The following is a 22,693-nucleotide window of genomic DNA, read 5'->3' as shown; positions in this document are numbered from 1 at the left end:
CGGGCTGATACTTTTTGATCGTTTGTATTGGGCGCTGCGCGCTTTTGTATTGCTGCGCGCCGAGGCGTCAGCTTTCCAATGCCGGCAGGCTCACGGTCGCCACCAGCCCGCTCCCCCCGGCCGGCGCGTCGAGCCGGATCGATCCCTGCGAAGCCTGCACGATCTCGCGCACGATGGCCAGTCCCAGTCCGGAGCCCGGCTGGTCCGGCGCGGCATTGCGATAGAAGCGTTCGAAGACGCGTTCGCGCACCTCGGCCGCAATGCCGGGGCCATTGTCGGTGACGGTGATGACGACCTGGCCACGCCTGTGTGCCAGCCCCACCGTGACCTTGCCGCCCGGCGGCGTATAGCGCAGGGCATTGTCGATCAGGTTCATGAACAGACCCATCAATTGCGCCTCGTTGCCGTTGACCATGGCGCTTTCCAGCGTGCTCTCCAGCCCGAGATCGATGCCCTTCTTCAGGGCCAGCCCGGCCAGTTCTTCCAGCACCATGGCCGCCACCGCCATCAGGTCCACCGGCGCGCGCGGGAAGGCGATGCTGTTGGAGGCTTCGGCCTGCGAGAGCAGCAAGAGTTTGTTGGTCAGGTCGGTCATGCTGCGGCTGCTGTCCTGCAGCGCGGCCAGCACTTCCTTGACCCGCGCCGGATCGTCCAGCTGGCGGGCGAACTGGATCTGTGAATCGATCACCGCCAGGGGCGTGCGCAACTGATGCGCGGCATCGGCCACGAAGCGCTTCTGCACCGTCACCTGGGCATTGAGGCGGAAGATGTACTGGTTGATGGCTTCCACGATGGGCCGCAATTCCTGCTGCAGAGCGCCGGCACGCAGCGGCGTGAGTGAGTCCGGCTCGCGCGTGGTCAGTTCATCCTTGAGCGCCAGCAGGGGGCGCAGTTCCATCGTCAGGCCCAGCACCACCAGGCTGATGGCCAGCAACAGCAGCACGATCTGACGACGCAGCGAGGCATGCCACTGGTCGGCGATCATTTCCTGGCGTCCCTGCATGGTCTGGCCCACCGACACGGCCACCATGCGCAGCGTGCCTTCGTCGAACAGCGCGCGGATGTAGCTGACCACGCGCAGCGGCTTGCCTTCGAAGGTGGTCGTGGCATAGACCGGATAGAGCGCCGCAAAGTCAGGCCGGACGGGGAAGTCCGGGCGACCGGCCAGGAGCGTGTCATCATCCATGCGCACCTGGTAATACACCGCATCCTGGGCCGGCGAGGCAAACAGTTCCAGTGCGGCAGGCGGTATTGAAACCACCGGGGCGCCATCATTCCAGCCCACCTGGCCCGCCATCATGCGGGCCGACGCCAGCAGCGCGCGGTCCTGCACCAGGGTGGCGCTGGAGACGGCGTTGTCATAGGCATCGCTGGTGGACAAGCCCACGTAGACCGCCATCGGGATCAGCAGCCACCACAGCAGGCGCAGGCGCAGGCTGTCAATCATCTTTCTGCTTCAACAGATAGCCCAGGCCGCGCAGGGTCATGATGGCCGCGCTGGAGTGTTCCAGTTTCTTGCGCAGGCGCGAAATGTAGATTTCGATGGCGTCCGCGCTGGGCTCTTCGGAAAGACTGAAGACACCCTTCATCAGCGCCGTTTTCGATACGGTCTTGCCCTGCTTCAACATCAGCACTTCCAGTACGTCATGCTCCCGTGCCGGTAGCGCCAGGGTGGCACCGGCGATGGCGAACTGGCGCGTGTTGCTGTCATAGACCAGGTCGCCGCAATGAATCTCGGCGGCCTTGTCGGGTGTCTGGCGGCGCACCAGCACCTTGATGCGGGCCACCAGCTCGCGGATCTCGAAGGGTTTGACCAGGTAGTCATCGGCGCCGGCGCCCAGGCACTCGACCTTTTCATCGATGGAGCCGCTGGCCGTCAGGATCATCACCGGCACACCGTTGTGGCGCTCGCGCAGGCGGCGCAGCACGTTCTTGCCGTGCAGCTTGGGCAGCATCAGGTCCAGCAGCACGACATCGTAATTCTCGTCGCGCAGCACCTGGTCGGCGATCTCGCCATCGGCGGCGATATCGACCTTGAACTTGTGTTCCTTGAGGATCTGCTCCAGCCAGTGGGCAAGCTGGGGATTGTCTTCGATGAGGAGCAATTTCATGCGTTGGTCTCTTGTTCTTGACGTTCTTTTTGTTGCACTGCAAAGCAAAAAGCCGAAATTTGGAAAGCTGGATGAAGGTTTCGGCTTCTTAGAATAGGCCCGCAAGTCTACAAGAAGTGAAGATGGCGACAGACCATCCCACCCCAAAAAATATGGAGACAATCATAATGCGTCACGACACCCCTGTGTTTCCGCGTTCGCTCGCGGCCCCATTGCGCCGCAGCCTGCGCGCCTTGACCATCGGCGCCATGGCCGCCTGCACGCTCGGCCTGATCGCCCCGCAGGCCCATGCGGCCGACAAGATCATCATCATGGTGGGCGGCATCAACAAGCTCATTTACCTGCCGCCCAAGCTGGCCGAAAGCCTGGGCTACTTCAAGGACGAAGGCCTGGACGTGGAACTGCAGTCGCAGCCGGCCGGGGTCGATGCCGAGAATGAACTGCTGGCCGGGGCCGTGCAGGCGGTGGTGGGTTTCTATGACCACTCCATCGACCTGCAGAGCAAAGGCAAGGAAGTGACCTCCATCACCCAGCTGCTGCGGGTACCCGGCGGCATGGAGATGGTGCGCGCCGACCTGGCTGACAGTGTCCACAGCATGGCCGACCTCAAGGGGCGGACCCTGGGCGTGACCGGGCTGGGTTCGTCCTCCAGTTTCCTGGCGCAATACCTGGCCGCCCGCGCCGGACTGAAGTCGGGCGATTACTCGATGCTGCCCGTCGGTGCCGGCAATACCCTGATCGCCGCCATGAAGCAGAAGCGCGTGGATGTGGCCTGGACCACTGAACCGACCACCTCCATCCTGCTGGCCTCGGGTGCGGCCAAGGTGCTGGTCGACATGAGCACCGTGGAGGGCACCAAGGCCGCGCTGGGCGGACTCTATCCGGCCTCCAGCGTCTATGTGCACCGTTCCTGGATGAACAGCCACAAGGCCGAGGCGCAGAAGCTGGCGCGCGCCTTCGTCAAGACGCTCAAGTACATCCAGACCCATTCCGCCGAAGACATCGCCGAGAAGATGCCCAAGGATTACTACGGCGGCAACAAGGCCATCTACGTGCAGGCGCTCAAGGCCTCGCTGCCGATGTATTCGCCTGATGGCAAGATGCCCGCCGGCGGCCCCGAGCAGGTGCTCAAGGTGATGGCCGGCTTCAATCCCAACATCAAGGGCAAGAACATCGACCTTGCCAAGACCTATACCAACGAGTTTGTCGACGCGGCACAGTGAATTGCGCCGTCTATATGAAGACCCCGTAGAATTCGCGGGCTGCTGGATCCATTTCGAGGAGCTGACATGAACAAAAATTTCCGTCGTGGCCTGTTGTCGCTGGCCGTTGCCGGCACCGTGCTGGCCGCCATGCCGATCCAGGCGTCGGCTGCCGCCAAAATCACCATCATGGTGGGCGGCATCAACAAGATGGTCTACCTGCCGGCCAAGCTGGCCGAACAGCTGGGCTATTTCAAGGAAGAGGGCCTGGACGTGGAGCTGCAGTCGCAGCCGGCCGGGGTCGATGCCGAGAATGAGCTGCTGGCCGGGGCCGTTCAGGCGGTGGTCGGTTTCTATGATCACTCCATCGACCTGCAGACCAAGGGCAAGGAAGTCACCGCCATCACCATCCTGGGCCAGGTGCCGGGTGAAGTGGAACTGGTCTCGACCAAGGCCGCGCCGCACTTCCAGAGCATGGCCGATGCCAAGGGCAAGACCCTGGGCGTGACCGGACTGGGTTCGTCCACCAACTTCCTGACGCAATACCTGGCCTCCCGCGAGGGCATCACCTCCAAGCAGTTCTCGGTATTGCCGGTGGGCGCCGACAATACCTTCATCGCCGCCATGAAGCAGGGCCGCATCGATGCCGGCATGACCACCGAACCGACCGCATCGCAGTTGCTCAAGACGGGCGACGCCAAGGTGCTCATCGACATGCGTACCGTGGAGGGTACCGTCAAGGCGCTGGGCGGACTGTATCCGGCCTCCAGCGTCTACGTGCAGCGCAGCTGGCTCAACAGCCACAAGGACGAGGCCCAGAAGCTGGCACACGCCTTCGTCAAGACGCTCAAATTCATCAATACCCACACCGCCGAGCAGATCGCCGACAAGATGCCCAAGGACTATTACGGCAACAACAAGCCGCTGTATGTCCAGGCGCTGAGCAATTCGCTGCCGATGTATTCGCAGGACGGCAAGATGCCCAAGGGCGGCCCCGAAACCGTACTGGCTGTGCTGTCGGGTTTCAACCCCAACGTCAAGGGCAAGCATGTGGACTTGTCCAAGACCTACACGGATGAATTCGTCAGCACCGTGAAATGAAGCCGGGACTGGCCAGTGAGCAGTGACCAGTGAGCATTGGCCAGTCCTTCCCTGCATTCGATCCATCCCGTCAATGATCTACGCCATGATGCGCGTGCGCGCGTCAGGGCGGCACTCAACCTTCAGCTACGAAAGAGCACCACGATGAACGCCATCAACCAGCAGGCCTTCACCCCCGCCGGCCAGGCCGCCCAGGCAACGCCGGCCATCGAACTGCGCAACGTGAGCTGCCGCTTCATTACCGCCGATGGCAAGGCCACCGTGGCGCTGCGTGATTTCTCCATGAGCGTGGCGCGCGGTGAATTCGTCGCCGTGGTCGGCCCGACCGGTTGCGGCAAGTCGACCACGCTCTCGCTCATCACCGGCCTGCTCAAGCCCACCGTGGGCGAGGTGCGGGTGATGGGGCAGCCGGTCAACGGCATCGATCCGCGCATCGGTTTCGTATTCCAGAACGACGCCGTCTTCCCCTGGCGCAGCGTGCGTGACAACGTCGCCGCCGGTCCGATGTTCCGTGGCCAGTCCAAGGAACAGGCGCATGCCCTGGCCGACGAATGGATCCGCCGCGTGGGCCTGGACAAGTTCGGCGACCACTATCCGCACCAGCTCTCCGGCGGCATGCGCAAGCGCGTGGCGCTGGCCCAGACCTTCATCAACAGCCCCGAGATCTTGCTGATGGATGAACCCTTCTCGGCGCTCGACATGCAGACCCGCACCCTGATGCAGGATGAACTGCTGCGCCTGTGGTCGGCCCATTCGGGCTCGGTGGTGTTCGTCACCCACGACCTGGAGGAAGCCATCGCCCTGGCCGACAAGGTCTATGTGCTCACCGCACGTCCGGCCACCTTGAAGAGCGTCTACCCCATCGACCTGCCGCGTCCGCGCGTGATGGAGGAGGTGCGTTACGAGCAGCGCTTCATCGATATCTCGCGCCGTATCTGGGCCGATCTGCGCGAGGAAGTCCACATCGCGTGATGCGGCTGGACGCGCGTACGTACATCGCCTATTCAATTCTGAAATACAGGGGAATCCCATGACACAAGCACAAGCAAGCCACAACGCCCCGATGATGGACATCGCCGCCGTCGAAGCGGAGGCGCAACGCAAGATCCGCGCGCGTCACCAACTGGTGATCGGCCTGCGCATCGCCATCCTGGTGATCGTCCTGGGCGGCTGGGAAGTCTGCGCGCGTATCGGCTGGATCGATCCGTTCTTCTTTTCCCAGCCCTCGCTGATCGTGGCGCAGATCTACGATTGGATGGTGGAAGGGACTTCCCAGGGTTCGCTCTGGACCCAGGTCCTGGTGACGCTGGAAGAGACCGTGCTGGGCTTCCTGATCGGCTCGGTGGCCGGGGTCATCGCCGGCATCGTCCTTGGGCGCAACAAGCTGCTCTCGGATGTCTTCAGCCTCTACATCCAGATCGCCAATTCGATCCCGCGCGTGGTGCTGGGTTCGATCTTCGTCATCGCCTTCGGCCTGGGCATGGCCTCCAAGGTGGCGCTGGCGGTGGTGATGGTGTTCTTCGTGGTGTTCGCCAATGCCTTCCAGGGCGTACGCGAGGCTGACCGCTACATGATCGCCAACGCCCAGATCCTCGGTGCCTCGCGCCGCCAGGTGACCATGGCGGTAGTGGTTCCCTCGGCGCTGTCGTGGATCCTGGCCAGCCTGCACGTGAGCTTCGGCTTTGCACTGGTGGGGGCCGTGGTGGGCGAGTTCCTCGGTTCCAAACAGGGTATCGGCCTGCTGATCTCCACTGCCCAGGGCGCCTTCAATGCCAGCGGCGTGTTCGCGGCCATGATCGTGCTGGCGGTGGTGGCCCTGGCGGCGGACTGGCTGCTGCATGCGCTGGAACGACGCCTGCTGAAGTGGCGTCCGCAGGCCTTCTGATGAGAAGGCGCTCAAGGCGTAGAATGTGGCGGTAGTACGCGGGGACACGGATGCTTGCGAGCGACGTGTCCCCGCCGTATTTTCGCCAGCGCATTCCCACTTCGACTTCGCCATGTCCGCCAACTTGCCGCCGCGTCTTCGCGACACGCCCGCCCCCGCCTCTCTCAACGATCCCGTGACCCAGCGTGCCTTGCTGTGGATCGTCGCGTCGGGCTTCTTCATGCAGACGCTGGACACCACCATCGTCAACACCGCCTTGCCCGCCGTGGCGCGCAGCCTGGGCGAACCGGTCCTGAACATGCACCCGGTCGTGGTGGCCTATACGCTGACCATGGCCTCGCTCACGCCGGCCTCCGGCTGGCTGGCCGACCGTTTCGGCACGCGCCGCGTGTATTTTGCGGCGATCCTGCTGTTCGCGCTGGGCTCGGTGCTGTGCGCGGTGGCGTCGACGCTGCCATTGCTGCTGGCCGCGCGTGTGGTGCAGGGGCTGGGGGGATCGATGTTGCTGCCGGTCGGACGCCTGGCCGTGTTGCGGGCCGTGCCGGGCGCGCAGTATATCGCCGCGCTGGCCTCGATCTCGATTGCCGGGCAGCTTGGGCCGGTGGTCGGCCCTGTACTGGGCGGGTGGCTGGTGGAAAGCCTGTCCTGGCACTGGATCTTTCTGATCAACTTGCCTGTAGGTGTACTGGGGATGGGGGCCGTACTGTACTTTCTTCCCGATGACAAGCTTGCCGGTCCACTTCGCTTCGACCTGATCGGGTGCGTCTTGCTGTCCGCCTGCATGGTGGCCTTCTCGCTGGCGCTGGACGTGCCTTTCGATCACAACCGTACTGGCTGGAGCATCGGACTGTTCGGTCTGGCAGCGCTGACTGTACTGGTCTACTGGCGCCATGCGTCCGTTCATCCGCGTCCACTGTTCCGGCTTGGTCTGTTTGGTGAGCCCAATTTCAGCATCGGACTGGCCGGCAACCTGGTGTGTCGCATCGGTTCTTCGGCGGTACCTTTCCTGCTGCCCCTGCTCTTGCAGGTGCGGCTGGGCTATTCGCCGCTGCATGCGGGCATGCTGCTGCTGCCGGCGGCCATTGCCGGCACCATCGCCAAGCCGTGGATCGCCCCGCTGGTCAAGCGTTTCGGCTATGACCGCTTCCTGCTGGTCAATACGGCCATCGTCGGCCTGTCCATCGTCTCCTTCGCGCTGATCACGCCCGGCTGGCCGCTGGCGGCGTCGATCGTGCAACTGGCCGTCTTCGGCGCCTCCAACTCGATGCAGTTCGCGGCCATGAACAGTGTGACCTTGAAGGGGCTGCGCAAGGAAGATGCGGGCAGCGGCAACAGTCTGTTCTCGATGGTGCAGATGCTGGCCATCGGGCTGGGAGTGACCATCGGCAGCACCATGGTCAATCTGTTCAAGAACGAGGCGGGCATGGCGACCAACGCCAGCTTCCAGATTACCTTCGTGATCGTGGGCGCGATCACCCTGATCTCGGCCTGGGTGTTCCGCAAGATGGATCCGCGCTACTTCCGATAAACGATATCAATCATCGGGCCGGCGCAGGAGCGATCAGGTCTCGCTCCATTGTCGCAGCAGGTTGTGGTAGCAGCCCACCAGGGTGCGCCGTGCGAGCGCATCGGCATCGGTCTGGTTCAGGCGCTGGATGGCGTTGTCCATGTCGAACAGCATCTGGCGCTGGCCATCGTCGCGCACCAGGCTTTGAATCCAGAAGAAACAGCCCATGCGTACGCCGCGCGTGATCGGTGTCACGGTATGCAGGCTGGTGGCCGGATAGAGCACCATGTCGCCGGCGGCCAGCTTGACGCTGTGCATGCCGTAGCTGTCGTCGATCTGCAATTCACCGCCATCGTAGTCAGCCGGGTCGGCCAGGAACAGCGTGGCCGAAACGTCGGTGCGCAGCTTGCGTCCCGTATGCGGATGGATGCGCACGCTGCCGTCGACGTGGGCACCAAAGTGCATGCCCTCGCCATAGCGATTGAACATGGGCGGGTAGATCAGGTTGGGCAGTGCCGCGCTGATGAAGCGCGGATGCCGCTCCAGCGCAGAGACGATGATGCGCTGGCATTGCAGGGCGACCTCCGAATGCTCGTCGATCTGCTGGTTGAACTTCACCGGCGCACCCTGGTAGCCCGCCGTGACGCGCCCATCCACCCAGGCTTGGCCCGCCTGGTCCAGCAAGTTGCGTACCTGCTGCAGGGCTTGCGGATCCAGCAGCTGAGGGATGGTGATGAGCATGGGCGCGTCTTCTTTCTTACATGCGATAGGCCAGTGACAGCAGGGCGGTACGGCCCGAACCCGGGACCGAACGGCCGCCGTCGGACTGGATCAGCGCATCGTAATACATCTTGTTGCTCAGGTTGTAGAGGTTCAGGCGGATGTCGTAGGCCTTGGTGGTGTAGGCCAGCATCGCGTCGTAACGGGTGTAGCCGCCGACCTGCACGGTGTTGGTAGCGTTGGCATAGCGCTGCGACATATAGGTCGCGCCGCCACCGACCTGCCAGTGCGGGGCCAGGTCGTAGGTGGTCCAGGTGGTCAGGGTGTGCTTGGGCGTGTTGACCGGGATCTTGCCTACCGACGTGTCAGCCACGGCACCGCCGATGACCTTGGCATCCAGGTAGGTGTAGTTGGCGGCGATCTGCCAGTCGCGCGTGATGCGACCTGTGGCACCGGCGCGCGCACCGTTGACGCGGACCGTACCGGCCAGTGCGTAGACGCCGGTAGCCACCTGGCTGCGGGCGTTTTCCTTGGTGATCTGGAAGCCGGCGGCAGTCAGCGCCAGGCCTTCTGCGACATCCCACTTGCCACCGACTTCATAGGAACGGTTCTTTTCCGGATCCAGGTTCTGCTGGCCTGCGGTACCGGTCAACTGCTCCAGCGAAGGATTGAATGAGGTGCCGTAGGAAACGTAATAGGACTGCGCGACACTGGGCTGCCAGATTGCGCCCGAACGTACGCTCAGGAAGTTCACGCTCTGCTGGGCATAGCCCAGTGCGGTGGAACCGGTGGTATTGCCCGAGTTGATCGAATTGGTGATGCTGGCGACATAGCGGTCATAGCGCAGGCCGCCCACCAGCTTCCATTGCGGCACCAGCGCGATGGTGTCGCCCACATAGGCGGCGATGGTGTTGGCGCTGCCACCGGCATGGTTGCCGGCGGCATCGGCTACGCTGCTGCCGGCAGCGCTGTAGGACGGATTGACCACGCTCACGCAATCCAGGTAGCCGGTGGTGGCGCCGGAGGCATTGAGCGAGCGGCCATTGCAGCTGCCGTTGCGGTAAGAGGCCTGGTTGTCGTAGCCGTCGTGGCCGACTTCCACACCGACGATGGCATCGTGCTTGACGCTGCCGGTGGCGAACTTGGCCGCCAGTTCGGTCTGGTTGAAGATGGAATAGTCGGTGATCACACGGTCATGGCTCTGACCGCGCACGTAGAGACTGGACAGCGGCAGGCTGCTGCTGGCATTGGTGAGCGCCGTGAAGCCGCTGGAAGAGATCGTGCCGATGGTATTGGGCGCGGTTTCCACCGCATCGGTGTGCACGTAGTTGAACTGGGTCTGATTGCGCAGCGTGACGTCCGGGGCGATTCGGTGCTTGATGCCTGCATTGAACGAAGCCACGTCCTGGATGGTGCGGTCACTGTCCAGGCCATAGGCGGTATTGCGGTCGACGTTGACGGGATGGCCGTTCAGTGCCGGCAGGCCGTAATCGGGCTGGTCCTGGTTGTGTTGCAACAGGGCCGACAGGGTGATCTCGGTGGGGGTACCGATGCCCCAGACATAAGAGCCGGCCAGGCCGAAGTCCTGCACGTCGGTCTGGTTGCGCGTGCTGGCCGCGCCGTTCTGGGCCATGGCTTCGATGCGCAGGGCCGAGGTGTCCGAGAGCGGACGGTTCACATCGACCGTGCTGCGCACCAGACCATTGGTGCTGACCGAACCGGAGATTTCGGTGGCAGCCTTCAGATTGGCCTTCTTGCTGACCTGGTTGATGATGCCGCCGGTGGAGCCACGCCCGAAGAGCATCGAGGAAGGGCCCATGAGGACTTCCACTTCCTCGATGGCGAAGGTGTCGCGGTAGTACTGGCCACGGTCGCGGAAGCCATCGAGATAGATGTCGGTGCGCGCCGAGAAGCCGTTGAGGTTGATGTTGTTGCCGATCTGACCGCCTTCGGCCCCGCCCAGGGTGATGCCGGACACGTTGCGCAGCGCATCGGCCAGCGAACTCACGCCTTGCGACTGCATCTGCGCCTTGTTGACCACGGTCACCGATTGCGCCACGTCGTGCAGGTCGGCGGGCAGTTTGGTGAGGGCGGTGCCGGTGCTGGCGAAGTCATCCCGACGGCCTTCCACCGTGACGGGGGCGAGCTGGCTGTCGGCCGGCGCGGCGGTGGTGGCGCTGTCGGGAGTGGCCTGCTGCGCGTGGGCGGCGAGAGGGACGGCAAAGAGGGCGACCAATGCGGCGGCCATCGGCGTGAGACGGTTCATGTTGTTCTTGTCGCTAGTGGAGTAGGAAATGATGAGGCGGTCCGCTCGCGCAGGACCGCCTCGCATGGCTGGCTACTCCGTCCTTCGACAAGGAGGGACGTTTGGCTGGCTGGTGACCAGTGTTTTTTACATGCTAATGATTGGGATTCTCATTCGCATGGCTGGCAAGATTAAGGGTCAAGCCTGACAAAGTGCTGTCAACAAGCTGACGCCGAACTGAGTGTGACAAAAAAGAAACACTCTGCGCATGCCGCCCCCCGCCTGGGCGAACGCCTCATTTGCAGCATGGCCTGGGCTGCAATACGATGCAGCGTTACGCAGATGTTTTGCGCCGTTTTTCTCAACAGAAGTCCCCCTATGAATGTTTTGCTGGTCGAAGACGACCCGGTACTCACCGACGGTCTGTCGCGGGTACTCAACTCGCATGGTTTCACCGTGCATACCGTCAACAACGGCAACGATGCGCTGTCGCAGCGTTTCAACGCGGCCGTGCTGGTGCTCGACATCGGCCTGCCCGGCATCGATGGTTTCGAGGTCCTGCGCCGCATGCGCGCCAACGGCAACAACACGCCCGTGCTGCTGCTGACTGCCCGCGATACCATTCCCGACCGCGTGCATGGCCTGGAACTGGGGGCCGATGACTATCTGGTCAAGCCCTTCGCCACGCCCGAGCTGGTGGCCCGCATCAAGGCGCTGATCCGCCGCAGCGCGCCGCAACCGGCGCAACTGGCCGTGGGCGGTCTGTCGCTGGACAATGCCACCAAGCGCGCCGATATCGATGGTCGCAAGATCGAACTGTCGCTGCGCGAATGGACGGTGCTGGAATACCTTATGCAGCACGCCTCGCGCGTGGTTTCCAAGCAGCAGATCATCGATGCCGTCCTGCCCTGGGGCGAGGACTTCACCATCAATGCGGTGGAAGTCTATGTCTCGCGCATCCGCCTGAAGATCGCTGATTCGGGCGTGGTCATCCGCACCATTCGCGGCTTCGGCTACATGCTCGAAAAGAGCGAGAACTGAACCGGTACGCCGCACCATGACGGTCATCGACCAGCAGGCGGACAGCACTGCTGCGGCCCCGCGTCCTTCCGGGAACCCTCACCTCAGCATCCGGCGCGACCTGCTCAGGTGGCTGATCGCGCCCTTGCTGCTGCTGAACCTGGTGGGGGCCGGCCTGACCTACTGGCTGGCCTGGCTGCCGGCCCAGCATGCCTTCGACCAGAACCTGATGGATTCCACCTGGGGCCTGTATGCGCAAGTGCGCCATCGCCAGGAACGCACCACGGCCGAGCTGACCCAGCAGGCCGAACAGATCCTGCGCAGCAATCACTCCGACACCACCTTCTTTGCCGTGCGCAATACCGAGGGCGAGATCCTGGTGGGCGACAAGGGATTCCCGCAATTGCCGGAAAGCGAGATCTACGATCGTCCCTTCAACTATGACGGCCAGATGCGCGGTGAGCCGGTCCGTATTTCGGCCATGCAGGTGCGGGTCAAGAATGGCGTGATCTCGGTGGCCGTGGCCGAGACCCTGCGCAAGCGCGACCGTGCCCATTACACCATCCTGCTGTCCTTCCTGCTGCTGGATGGCGCGCTGACCTTCGGTTCGCTGTCGGTGGTGCTGATCGCCGTGCGGCGTGGTCTGCGTCCCTTGAAGAGCCTGCAGCGCAACCTGGAGCAGCGCGGCCACGGCAAGCTGGGGGCCATCGACGGACTCGGCGCGCCGGTGGAACTGCAGCCGCTGATCGTGGCGATGAATGAACTCATGGCCCGTATCAGCAAGGGCGAACAGGCGCAGCAGAACTTCATGGCCGATGTCGCCCATCAGTTGCGTACGCCCCTGACCGGCCTGAAGCTGCAACTGGAGCTGCTGCACGACAAGCACCAGGACCAGCCCGATACCGCCCGCTCGCTGGCGATGATGAATTCCTCGGTGGAACGCATGATCCGTCAGAGCCGGCAACTGCTGGCACTGGCCCGCTCCGAACCGGGCCTGTTCGAAAGCCGCAAGCTGGAAGAACTGTCGCTGCACAAGCTGGTGGAAGAATCGGTGCAGCACTTCATCGAGGAGGCCGACAAGAAGCAGATCGACCTCGGTTTCGATCTGCAACCGGCGCGTCTGCGCGGCGACCGTTTCCTGCTCGCCGACCTGATCGACAACCTCATCGACAATGCCGTGCGCTACTCTCCCCAACACGGGACGGTGACGGTGCGCTGCCTGGAAGAAGCGGGCGCCACCGTATTGACGGTGGAAGATTCCGGTCCCGGCATTGCTCCCGAGCACCGCGAGCTGATCTTTGACCGCTACTATCGCGCCAATGACAAGATCGCCGGCAGCGGCCTGGGTCTGGCCATCGTGCGCGAGATCGCGCATGACCATGGCGGCGTCATCACGGTCGATTGCAAGGAGCAGGGGCAGGGCACCATCTTCACCGTGCGCTTTCCCCTGGCGGCCTGACGTCGCCGGCGATGGCCGTACTTGCCGCAGGACATCATGCTTGCACAGAACCTCATGCCTGCGGCTGTGTCAAACGGGCTTCATCGTGAACGACACAGGAGGCAGCATGACGGACAAGGTCTTGCAAAGTGGCACCCATATCGCCCGCTACGATGCGGTGGAAAAACCCGATGAAGGCTTCGAGGCCCAAGTCTTCGTGCGTCTCTCGCGTGAGCCCGAGATTGCCGAAACTTACATTCCCGTGGGCATTTTCCCGACCGAGGAAGAAGCCCTGGCCAGCGCCCGTGAACGCGCCAGGCGCGCCTTGAAGGAGCATGAATTCTGAGCCGCGCGCCGCTGGCGGGAGCGCACAGGCCATGCTAACCTGCCCCTGCGTGACGCCGCAGCCTGAGGATGCAGGCGTCGCTCCAGAAGGCTCACCCTACCAAGAAGAACAATGTCTGTCGCCCGCCACATCCTCCAGGTCCACCCGCGCTTGCTCATCGGCATCGGCGTGGGGATTGCCGCCGCCCTCCTTGCTCCTGCCGGCAACTGGACAGGCCGCAGCCTCATCGGCTGGAATGTCGGCGTCTGGTTCTATCTGCTGAGCCTGTGGCTGATGATGTTGCGCGCCGATGCCGGGGCCGTCAGGCGTCTGGCCGAGACCGAGGATGAGAGCGCCCAGGTGGTGCTGGTGATGATCTGCGTGGCTGCCATTGCCAGTCTTCTGGCCATCCTGCTGGAGCTCGGCGGCAGCAGTCATCACGACGAGCGTGGACGGTTGTTGCGCTATGCCTTCACGGCCTCTACCGTCTTCGGCTCCTGGTCTCTGATCGGGACCATTTTCACGCTGCATTACGCGCGCCTTTTCTATGCCGAGGACGACGATGCGCAAGCCCTGCCGTTGCGTTTTCCCGATGGTATACGCAATCCCGGCTACTGGGATTTCCTGTATTTCGCCTTCACCATCAGTGTGGCGGTGCAGACCTCGGACGTGGCCGTGGCCTCGCGCGCGCTGCGCAAATCGGTGCTGGCGCATTCGCTGATCTGCTTTGTCTTCAATGCCGCCATCATCGGTTTGTCCATCAATATCGCCGCCGGCCTGGCCGGCAGCTGAAACGAATGCCCATGCCAGGATGACCGTGCCGTGGAACTGAACTGCCGGCACTTTGTCCTACCGGCGCTCTGCGCAAACCGGAAGCGGCCCGTATAATCGGCGGCTTTCCCGGTGGCAAGACCAAGGGGAGGGGGACACAGCGACACACAGAACCCCCGCAGCTCGACCAACGATTCGAACAACGGAGCGCACCGTGCGGGTTTATTCCAGCCAAGCTGAAGAACGTATTGCCATGTTGAAGCGCCAGGGCAAGGGCGCCTTTTCCGGACCACCGCTGCCCCTGGGGCCGCTGATCGGATTTGCCGTCGCCATCCTGGCGGTGGTACTGATTGCCCTGTTCACCTGGGAGGCCTCGGTCAGCCGGGGCGAGGCTGCCAGCGCCGTCTCGCACACCATGAAGGTGCGCGAGCAATTGCAGATGCTGGTCTCCACCCTCAAGGATGCCGAGACCAGCCAGCGCGGCTTCCTGCTCACCGGCACCGAGTCCTATCTGAGTCCCTACAACCAGGCACGTGCCGCGCTGCCCGGCGAGATTGCCAAGCTGCGCGGGCTGCTCTCCGACAATCCGGATCAGTTGCAACGGCTCTCGCAGATCGAGCGCGTGGTCGCCGACAAGCTCGAAGAGCTGGCCGAGACCGTCAGCCGCCGCCGCAACGGCGATACCGTCGGCGCACTGGCGGTGGTGCAATCCGATCGCGGCAAGATGTTCATGGACCGCGTGCGCGTACTCACGCACGACATGGAAGAACAGGAGCGTGACCTGCTGGCCAGCCGCCAGGCCGACTGGCGCGATGCCGTGGTGTTCTCCACCGCCGTGGCGTGGGGTGGTTCGGGCTTGCTGCTGGTCCTGATCATGGCCGCGGCCGTGACCACCTCGCGCGATTATCGCGCCCGCGAAAAGCAGGCCTGGATCCGTGCCGGACAGATGGGCCTGGCCGAACGACTGCAGGGCGAACAACGCCTGGACGCGCTGGGGGAGAATACCCTGGCCTTCCTGACCGCCTACCTGAATGCACAGGTCGGTGCGATCTATCTGCGTACCGAGCACGGCGAGTTCCGGCGCTTCGCTGCCTATGCGCTGGCAGAAGAGGAGAGCGAACAGCCGCCACACCTGCGCGATGGCCAGGGTCTGCTGGGCCAGGCTGCCAAGCTCAACCGCGTCATGCACGTCAAGGAGGTGCCGGAGCAATACCTCACCGTGGCTTCTTCCGTGGGACGCCATGCGCCACGCGAACTGATGATCGTGCCGGCCTCGGCCGATGGCATGGTGCAGGCAGTGTTCGAACTGGGCTTCCTGCGCCAGTTGCGCTCCGAGGAAGAAGAGCTGCTGGCGCGGCTGTCGGACCAGATCGCCATTGCCGTGCGCTCCTCCAAGGATCGTACCCGCCTGGAAGAACTGCTTGAAGAGACCCAGCGCCAGTCCGAGGAATTGCAGGCCCAGCAGGAAGAGCTGCGCGTCAACAACGAAGAGCTGGAAGAACAGGGCCAGGCCCTGAAGGCCTCGCAACTGCGCCTGGAAACCCAGCAGGCCGAGCTGGAAGAAACCAATGCCCAGCTGGAAGAACAGACCCAGCTGCTGGAAATCCAGAAGGATGACCTGGCCAAGACCCAGGTGGTGCTGGTGGAAAAGGCCACCGAGCTTGAGCGCGCCAACCAGTACAAGAGCGAGTTCCTGGCCAACATGAGCCACGAGCTGCGCACACCGCTGAACTCCACCCTGATCCTGGCCAAGCTGCTGGCCGACAACAAGCAGGGCAACCTCTCCGAGGAGCAGGTGCGCTTCGCGCAAACCATTTCCTCGGCGGGCAATGACCTGCTGGCCCTGATCAATGACATCCTCGATCTGTCGAAGATGGAAGCGGGCAAGCTCGATATCGTTTCCGAATCCTTCGTGGTCAGCAAGATGGCCGAGGAACTCAAGGCCAGCTTCGCCATGACGGCGCAGCAGAAGGGCCTGGGCTTCAAGGTCGAGGTCGACCCGGGCGTGCCGCAGCGCATGGAAACGGACATGCAGCGCCTGGGCCAGATCTTGAAGAACCTGCTCTCCAACGCCATCAAGTTCACCGAGAAGGGCGAGGTCAGCCTGCGCATCTATCCGGATGCAGGTGGCCGCATCGCCTTCGCCGTGCGCGACACCGGCATCGGCATCGGTGCCGACCAGCACCAGTTCATTTTCGAAGCCTTCCGCCAGGCCGATGGCAGCACCCACCGCAAGTACGGCGGTACCGGTCTGGGCCTGTCGATCTCGCGCGACCTGGCGCATCTGCTGGGCGGCGACATCCAGGTGCAGAGCCGGGTGGGCGAGGGCAGTATCTTCACGCTCTCGTTGCCGCAGGTCTACAGTGGCGAGCAGGCCGTGGTGCGTACGCCGGCGGTCGTTGCCGCACCTTCGGCGGCGGCTGCGACCCTGCAGGCCGCGCAGGTGGCCACCGCACCGGACGTCCGTATCCCCAGCCCGCAGGTAGTGCCGGGTGCGCCGGTGAAACTGCAGGACATCACCATCGACGACGACCGTCATCGCATCGAATCGTCCTCGCGCCTGATCCTGGTGATCGAGGATGATGCCGCCTTCGCCATGATCCTGCGCGACCTGTCGCACGAGATGGGCTTCCAGTGCGTGGTCACGCATTCGGCCAACGAAGGCGTGGCGGCCGCCGAGATGTATCGTCCCAGCGCCATCCTCATGGACATGAACCTGCCGGACTTCTCCGGCCTGGGCGTGCTGGACCAGATCAAGCGCAATCCCAAGACCCGCCACATTCCGGTGCACGTGGTGTCGGTGGCCGATTATTCGCACGAGGCGCTGGAACGCGGCGCCATCGGTTATGCCTTGAAGCCGGTGCAGCGAGAGGAACTGGTGGGTGCCATTCGCAAGCTGGAAGCCAAGTTCCTGCAGGGCCTGCGCCACGTGCTGGTAGTGGAAGACGATGCGCGCCAGCTCGACAGCATCCGCCAGCTGCTGGCCGGGGAGAACATCAACCTGGTGGGTGTGCGGACCGCCGCCGATGCGCTGGCCCGCCTGCGCGAGACCACCTTCGACTGCATGGTGATGGACCTGAACCTGCCCGACCTGTCCGGTTACCAGCTGCTGGAGCGGATGGCCGAGCAGGAACACGTGGCCTTCCCGCCAGTGATCGTATATACCGGACGCTCGCTGTCGGCCGAGGAAGAACAGCACCTGCGCCGCTTCTCGCGCTCCATCATCATCAAGGATGCGCGCTCGCCGGAACGCCTGCTCGATGAAGTGACGCTGTTCCTGCACCAGGTGGAAACCACGCTGCCGGCGGAGAGCCAGCGCATGCTGAAGGTGGCGCGCGACCGCGAGACGGTCTTCGAAGGCCGCCGCATCCTGGTGGTGGAGGATGATGTACGCAACATCTTTGCGCTATCCTCGGTGCTGGAACCCAAGGGCATGAAGGTCGACATCGCCCGCAACGGCCGCGAAGCCCTGGAGGCCCTGCAACGCAGCCAGGAACAGCCCGGTGCGCCGATCGACCTGGTCCTGATGGATATCATGATGCCGGAGATGGATGGCCTGACCGCCATGCGCGAGATCCGCAAGCAGGCCGTCTGGAAGCGCCTGCCCATCATCGCCCTGACGGCCAAGGCCATGAAGGATGACCAGGAGAAATGCCTGGCCGCCGGCGCCAACGATTACATCGCCAAGCCTTTGGATGTGGAAAAACTGCTGTCCCTGGTACGTGTATGGATGCCGAAATAAACCAGGCGCTGGCCAACCAGCATTTCGATATCGAGATGCAGTTGTTGCTCGATGCCATCTACCTCAAGTATCACTGCGATTTTCGCGGCTATGCCGGCGCGTCGTTGAAGCGCCGCCTGGCCACGGCCATGATCCGTTTCGGCTGCGAGACGCTGTCGCAGTTGCAGGACAAGGTACTGCATGATGCGACCGTGTTCCCGGCGCTCATGGATTACCTGACGGTACAGGTCAGCGAGATGTTCCGCGACCCCAGCTATTTTCTTGCGCTGCGTGAGAAGGTGATTCCATTGCTGCGCACCTATCCTTCGCTCAAGATCTGGGTGGCTGGTTGCAGCAGCGGCGAGGAAGTCTATTCGCTGGCGATCCTGCTGCGCGAGGAAGGGCTGCTGGAACGCAGCATCATCTATGCTACCGATATCAACCAGGCCGCCCTCAAGAAGGCCGAGGCGGGCGTCTACGAGCTCGACCGTATCCCCGGTTTCACCAGCAATCACCAGAAATCCGGAGCCAGGACCTCGCTTTCGGATTACTATACGGCCGCCTACGGGGCCGTGGTTTTCGACAAATCACTGCGCAAGAACGTGGTCTTTTCCGATCACAGCCTGGCCACCGACAGCGTCTTTGCCGAAATGCACCTGGTGTCCTGCCGCAACGTGCTGATCTATTTCAATCGCCATCTGCAGGAACGTGCGCTCGGCCTGTTCCGCGAGTCGCTGGTGCGCAAGGGCTTCCTGGGACTGGGTTCAAAGGAGTCGATGCGGTTCTCGACGCACGGTCCTGCCTTCGATGAAGTGGTGCGGGAAGATCGCATCTTCCAGAAAAAGGGGGACCTGTGAGCTCCGTCCCGCTGCCGGCCCTGGGGGGGCGTGCCATTGATGCGATCGTCATCGGTGCGTCTGCCGGTGGGGTGGAAGCCTTGTCGGAAATCCTGCCGGCGCTGCAGCGTGGTGCGCGTGTGGCGACCATGGTGGTGCTGCATATTCCGCGCGAGCGCCCCAGTCTGCTGGCCACCATCTTCGCCGACCGTTGCCGCCAGCCGGTGGTGGAAGCGCAGGACAAGGAGCCGGTACAGCCCGGCATGATCTACTTTGCCCCACCGGATTATCATCTGCTGGTCGATCGCGGCGACGAAGGTCCGATACTGGCCATGTCCAACGATGAGCTGGTGAACTATTCGCGTCCGGCCATCGATGTGCTCTTCGAATCGGCCGCCGATGTCTATCGTGAGCGCCTGCTGGGCATCGTGCTGACCGGTGGCAATCACGATGGTGCGGCCGGATTGCAGGCCATTGCGCGCGCCGGCGGCGTTACCGTGGTACAAAGTCCGCAACAGGCACAGGTGCCTTACATGCCGGCACAGGCATTGGCATTGGGACAGATCGATCATGTGCTCACGCTCTCGCAGATCGCCGATTTGTTGCGCTCGCTGGGCGTAACGGGGAATGACCAGAAAAAGGAAAGCAGGTGACAGAAAAGCATAAAGAGAGAGACCTGCCGCGGGTGAAATTCCTGCTGGTCGATGATCTCGAAGAAAACTTGTTGGCCCTCTCCGCCCTGCTGCAGCGGGACGATGTGGAGCTGCTGCTGGCGCGTTCGGGCCTGGAAGCGCTCGAACTGCTGTTGCAGCATGAGGTGGCGCTGGCTTTCCTGGACGTGCAGATGCCGGACATGGACGGTTTCGAGTTGGCCGAGCTGATTCGTGGCAGCGAGCGTACCCGCAACGTGCCGCTGATCTTCGTCACGGCCGGTGTGCGGGACGAGCGTCGCCTGTTCAAAGGGTATGAGAGCGGCGCGGTGGATTTTCTCTACAAGCCCATCGAACCACACATCCTGCGCAACAAGGCCGAGGTGTTCTTCCAGCTGTATCGCCAGAAGCAGTTGCTGGCGCTGGAGTTGAAGGAGCGCACCGAGACCCTGCGCATGAATGAGATGTTCGTGGCCATCCTCGGTCACGATCTGCGCAATCCCTTGAGTGCGGTGGTGATGGCCGCAACGCTCTTGCAGCGGACCTACAAGGATGAGGTGGCGCAGAAGGCCTCGCAGCAAATCCTCAATGGCGGCAAGCGCATGGCCAAGCTGATCGAGAACATGCTTGACCTGGCCCGTGCGCGACTGGCCGGCGGCATCCCGCTGGTACGTGCCAGTGCCTGCCTGGGCGAGATCACCGAACGGGTGGTGCAGGAGTACCAGACCACCTATCCGGGTAGCGTCGTGGAGCGCCGCATCGAAGGCGATGACAACGGCTATTGGGACGGCGACCGCCTCGGCCAGGTGGCGGCCAATCTGCTGGGCAATGCCTTGCAGCACGGTGCGCCGGGCAGCCCGATCTGCATCGGTATCGATGGTCGCAGCGAGCGGGAAGTGGTGCTTGTCATCGCCAATCGGGGCGTGATTCCGGCGGCCTTGCTGCCGGTGATTTTCGACCCCTTCCGTGGCGGCGAGCGCGAGGTCGGCCGCAAGGAAGGACTCGGGCTCGGGTTGTTCATCGCACAGCAGATCGTCAAGGCGCATGGGGGGAGTATCACCATGACCTCGGACGATCAGGTGCAGACCATGGTGACGGTGAGGTTGCCAAGGCGCTGACGAACGCTCAACCCCGTTGATCGCCACTGCATGAGATGAAGGCCTGCTCCACCAAGCGGGCCTTTTTCATTGGTGCTGGCGCTCCTGCGCGTTTGCAGCAGTCTCCAGGTTGATGGTCTCTCGAAGGGGGTGTCGCCAATGCGACATGGCACGGCAAAAATGCTTGCCAATCAAAGTTGATCGGTCTATATTGTCTGTACCGAACAGTACATAGTGTGTTGATCGGTACATTAAAGGAGAATAACCATGTCGATCCGTCCGCCGCTTCCGCCGTTCACCCGTGAAACCGCCATCGAAAAAGTTCGTCTCGCCGAGAACGGCTGGAACACCCGCGATGCCGAAAAGGTCGCGCTTGCCTATACCGAAGACAGCTGGTGGCGCAATCGTGCCGAGTTCGCCCAGGGCCGCGAAGCGATCACCGCCTTGCTCAAGCGCAAATGGACGCGCGAGCTGGATTACCGACTGGTCAAGGAGCTGTGGGCCTTTGACGGTGCGCGTATCGCGGTGCGTTTCGCCTACGAGTACCATGACGACTCCGGCCAGTGGTATCGCGCCTACGGCAATGAAAACTGGGAGTTCGACGAGAACGGCCTGATGCACCATCGTCACGCCTGCATCAATGAGCATCCGATCAAGCCGGAAGAACGCAAATTCCTGTGGGACAATAGCGGCCCACGCCCGGCCGATCATCCCGGGCTGAGCGATTTCGGTATCTGAGGAAAATGAATGGCTAGAGTCATTGCGGAAAAGGACGATGTGATCCCCTTGCTGGCGGAAGTGTTTCGCACCTACGGTTTCGAGGGGGCGAGCCTGGCGCGCATCAGCGAAGGGACCAGGCTGGGCAAGGGCAGCATCTATCACTTTTTCCCTGGTGGCAAAGAGGAAATGGCCGAAGCCGTGCTGAGCCATGTGGATGCGTGGTTCAGGCGGCATGTGTTTGATCCGTTGAACGAGAGCGAAGATGCGGTTGCGGGGATCAAGGCCATGTTCGGCGATGTGAGTCGCTACTTCCTGTCGGGGCAACGGGTTTGCCTGGTGGGCGTGTTCGCGCTGGGCAATGAGCGCGACCGCTTTGCGGTGATGGTGCGTGATTACTTTGCCGCCTGGATCGAGGCGCTGGCCTCTGCGCTGGTGCGCACCGGGCGCAAGCCCAAGGAAGCCCGTGCGCTGGCCGAAGAGGTCGTGGGGGGAATACAGGGGGCACTGGTGCTGGCGCGCGCGCTGGACAGTACCGATGTGTTTGCGGAGACATTGAAGCGCTTTGAGAAACGGCTTTTAAGCTGATATTGATATCCCCCTTCAACCCGTCCATCACCCAGAACATGTCCCGACATCGCCTCGAAGAATTGATTTCACATCTCAATCTTGAACCCCATCCGGAGGGCGGTTTCTTTCGGGAGAGCCATCGCAGCCCGGAGCGTGTAGCGCGCGCATCGGGCGGTGCTGGCCGCTCGGCGGCGACCGCCATCTATTACCTGCTTGCTGGCGGGGACCGGTCAACCTGGCACCGGATCGATTCGGAAGAGATGTGGCACTTCTATGAAGGCGACCCCCTGCACGTCCATGTCCTGCTGCCGCAGGGGGAGCTTCAGACCTTGTGCCTGGGCAATGCGCTGGAGCATGAGGGCGCCGATTTCCAGGCGCTGGTCCCGGCAGGCGCCTGGTTTGCGGCCGAGTGCACGGTTCGGGAGGGCTATAGCCTGGTCGGGTGCACGGTGGCGCCGGGCTTCGAATTTGATGCGTTTGAAATCGCGCAGGCAGATCAGCTGCTGGAAGACTGGTCGCAGCACAAAGAACTGATTGAACGGTTGGCGCGGAAGTGACTATGGTGTTCATCGACAGAAGTGCCACGGAAGTCGGCTGACGGCCGGAAGCGGAACTCGTCTTTCCAAGAAAGCGCCTGCATATCGCGGGCGTTTTTGCATTCGGAGCTCCTGATCGGGAATAGACGTGCCAGTGGATAAAGCTAGAACCCATTTCATAAATAGGCGTGAGATGCGTTCTGTCCAGAAAGGGCGCTGGCAAGGCGCGCGACGCGTCGTG

General features: G+C 62.8%; 20 protein-coding genes. 16 read left to right on the top strand and 4 right to left on the bottom strand.

Annotation, left to right across the window (positions count from 1 at the left end):
- Positions 1-67: 67 nt before the first annotated feature.
- Entirely contained in the window at positions 68-1,447 is a 1,380-nt protein-coding gene (locus HWE01_RS00100) for a sensor histidine kinase (RefSeq protein ID WP_008331083.1), read from the bottom strand.
- Positions 1,440-2,111 (bottom strand): response regulator, encoded by a 672-nt coding sequence (locus HWE01_RS00095; protein WP_008331081.1) that lies wholly within the window; start codon positions 2,109-2,111, stop codon positions 1,440-1,442. Before HWE01_RS00095 ends, HWE01_RS00100 begins: the two co-directional genes overlap by 8 nt.
- A gap of 167 nt (positions 2,112-2,278) precedes the next feature.
- Between HWE01_RS00095 and HWE01_RS00090 the strand changes: the two genes are divergently transcribed.
- The 5 genes from HWE01_RS00090 to HWE01_RS00070 all read left to right on the top strand — a co-directional run bounded on the left by HWE01_RS00090 (position 2,279) and on the right by HWE01_RS00070 (position 7,827).
- A complete protein-coding gene (locus tag HWE01_RS00090) occupies positions 2,279-3,334 on the top strand; it encodes an ABC transporter substrate-binding protein (protein ID WP_008331074.1) in 1,056 nt (351 codons plus the stop codon).
- 66 nt (positions 3,335-3,400) lie between these two features.
- Positions 3,401-4,414 carry an ABC transporter substrate-binding protein gene (locus tag HWE01_RS00085; RefSeq protein ID WP_241820773.1) on the top strand — a complete coding sequence of 338 codons (1,014 nt, stop codon included), beginning with the start codon at positions 3,401-3,403 and terminating at the stop codon, positions 4,412-4,414.
- Positions 4,415-4,558: 144 nt separating this feature from the next.
- Complete coding sequence (locus HWE01_RS00080) at positions 4,559-5,386, top strand: ABC transporter ATP-binding protein (RefSeq protein WP_008331072.1); 828 nt, start codon at positions 4,559-4,561, stop codon at positions 5,384-5,386.
- Positions 5,387-5,444: 58 nt separating this feature from the next.
- Entirely contained in the window at positions 5,445-6,299 is an 855-nt protein-coding gene (locus HWE01_RS00075) for an ABC transporter permease (protein WP_008331071.1), read from the top strand.
- A 112-nt stretch (positions 6,300-6,411) separates the two neighbouring features.
- On the top strand, positions 6,412-7,827 hold the full coding sequence (locus tag HWE01_RS00070) for a DHA2 family efflux MFS transporter permease subunit (RefSeq protein ID WP_241820772.1): 1,416 nt from the start codon (positions 6,412-6,414) through the stop codon (positions 7,825-7,827).
- A gap of 33 nt (positions 7,828-7,860) precedes the next feature.
- Here HWE01_RS00070 and HWE01_RS00065 read toward each other — a convergent pair whose 3' ends face one another.
- Both HWE01_RS00065 and HWE01_RS00060 read right to left on the bottom strand, forming a co-directional pair.
- A complete protein-coding gene (locus tag HWE01_RS00065; protein WP_241820771.1) occupies positions 7,861-8,547 on the bottom strand; it encodes a Fe2+-dependent dioxygenase in 687 nt (228 codons plus the stop codon).
- A 16-nt stretch (positions 8,548-8,563) separates the two neighbouring features.
- Positions 8,564-10,792: a TonB-dependent receptor gene (locus HWE01_RS00060; protein WP_241820770.1), complete on the bottom strand. Its 2,229-nt coding sequence runs from the start codon at positions 10,790-10,792 to the stop codon at positions 8,564-8,566.
- A gap of 357 nt (positions 10,793-11,149) precedes the next feature.
- On the opposite strand from HWE01_RS00060, the gene HWE01_RS00055 reads away from it, so the two are divergent.
- The 11 genes from HWE01_RS00055 to HWE01_RS00005 all read left to right on the top strand — a co-directional run bounded on the left by HWE01_RS00055 (position 11,150) and on the right by HWE01_RS00005 (position 22,473).
- Positions 11,150-11,812 (top strand): response regulator transcription factor, encoded by a 663-nt coding sequence (locus HWE01_RS00055; protein ID WP_241820769.1) that lies wholly within the window; start codon positions 11,150-11,152, stop codon positions 11,810-11,812.
- Positions 11,813-11,828: 16 nt separating this feature from the next.
- Positions 11,829-13,250 carry a sensor histidine kinase gene (locus tag HWE01_RS00050; protein WP_008331062.1) on the top strand — a complete coding sequence of 474 codons (1,422 nt, stop codon included), beginning with the start codon at positions 11,829-11,831 and terminating at the stop codon, positions 13,248-13,250.
- 106 nt (positions 13,251-13,356) lie between these two features.
- Complete coding sequence (locus tag HWE01_RS00045) at positions 13,357-13,575, top strand: hypothetical protein (RefSeq protein ID WP_008331060.1); 219 nt, start codon at positions 13,357-13,359, stop codon at positions 13,573-13,575.
- 111 nt (positions 13,576-13,686) lie between these two features.
- Positions 13,687-14,346 carry a DUF1345 domain-containing protein gene (locus tag HWE01_RS00040; protein ID WP_175343333.1) on the top strand — a complete coding sequence of 220 codons (660 nt, stop codon included), beginning with the start codon at positions 13,687-13,689 and terminating at the stop codon, positions 14,344-14,346.
- Between the two features lie 232 nt (positions 14,347-14,578).
- Positions 14,579-18,067, top strand: coding sequence for a response regulator (locus HWE01_RS00035; protein WP_241820992.1), 3,489 nt, complete (start codon positions 14,579-14,581; stop codon positions 18,065-18,067).
- Positions 18,052-18,903, top strand: coding sequence for a CheR family methyltransferase (locus HWE01_RS00030; protein WP_008331052.1), 852 nt, complete (start codon positions 18,052-18,054; stop codon positions 18,901-18,903). Before HWE01_RS00035 ends, HWE01_RS00030 begins: the two co-directional genes overlap by 16 nt.
- On the top strand, positions 18,900-19,535 hold the full coding sequence (locus HWE01_RS00025) for a chemotaxis protein CheB (protein ID WP_008331050.1): 636 nt from the start codon (positions 18,900-18,902) through the stop codon (positions 19,533-19,535). The genes HWE01_RS00030 and HWE01_RS00025 overlap by 4 nt, the downstream gene beginning before the upstream one ends.
- On the top strand, positions 19,532-20,650 hold the full coding sequence (locus HWE01_RS00020; protein ID WP_241820768.1) for a hybrid sensor histidine kinase/response regulator: 1,119 nt from the start codon (positions 19,532-19,534) through the stop codon (positions 20,648-20,650). The genes HWE01_RS00025 and HWE01_RS00020 overlap by 4 nt, the downstream gene beginning before the upstream one ends.
- Positions 20,651-20,896: 246 nt before the next feature.
- On the top strand, positions 20,897-21,367 hold the full coding sequence (locus tag HWE01_RS00015) for a nuclear transport factor 2 family protein (protein ID WP_008331044.1): 471 nt from the start codon (positions 20,897-20,899) through the stop codon (positions 21,365-21,367).
- A gap of 9 nt (positions 21,368-21,376) precedes the next feature.
- A complete protein-coding gene (locus HWE01_RS00010) occupies positions 21,377-21,934 on the top strand; it encodes a TetR/AcrR family transcriptional regulator (protein WP_008331043.1) in 558 nt (185 codons plus the stop codon).
- Between the two features lie 38 nt (positions 21,935-21,972).
- Positions 21,973-22,473, top strand: a complete 501-nt coding sequence (locus tag HWE01_RS00005) for a cupin domain-containing protein (protein ID WP_241820767.1) — start codon at positions 21,973-21,975, stop codon at positions 22,471-22,473.
- The last annotated feature ends 220 nt before the right edge of the window (positions 22,474-22,693 follow it).

This window comes from Herbaspirillum sp. C7C8, assembly GCF_022627875.1.
Classification (GTDB): domain Bacteria; phylum Pseudomonadota; class Gammaproteobacteria; order Burkholderiales; family Burkholderiaceae_D; genus Herbaspirillum.
This window is presented reverse-complemented; position numbering and strand designations above follow the sequence as displayed.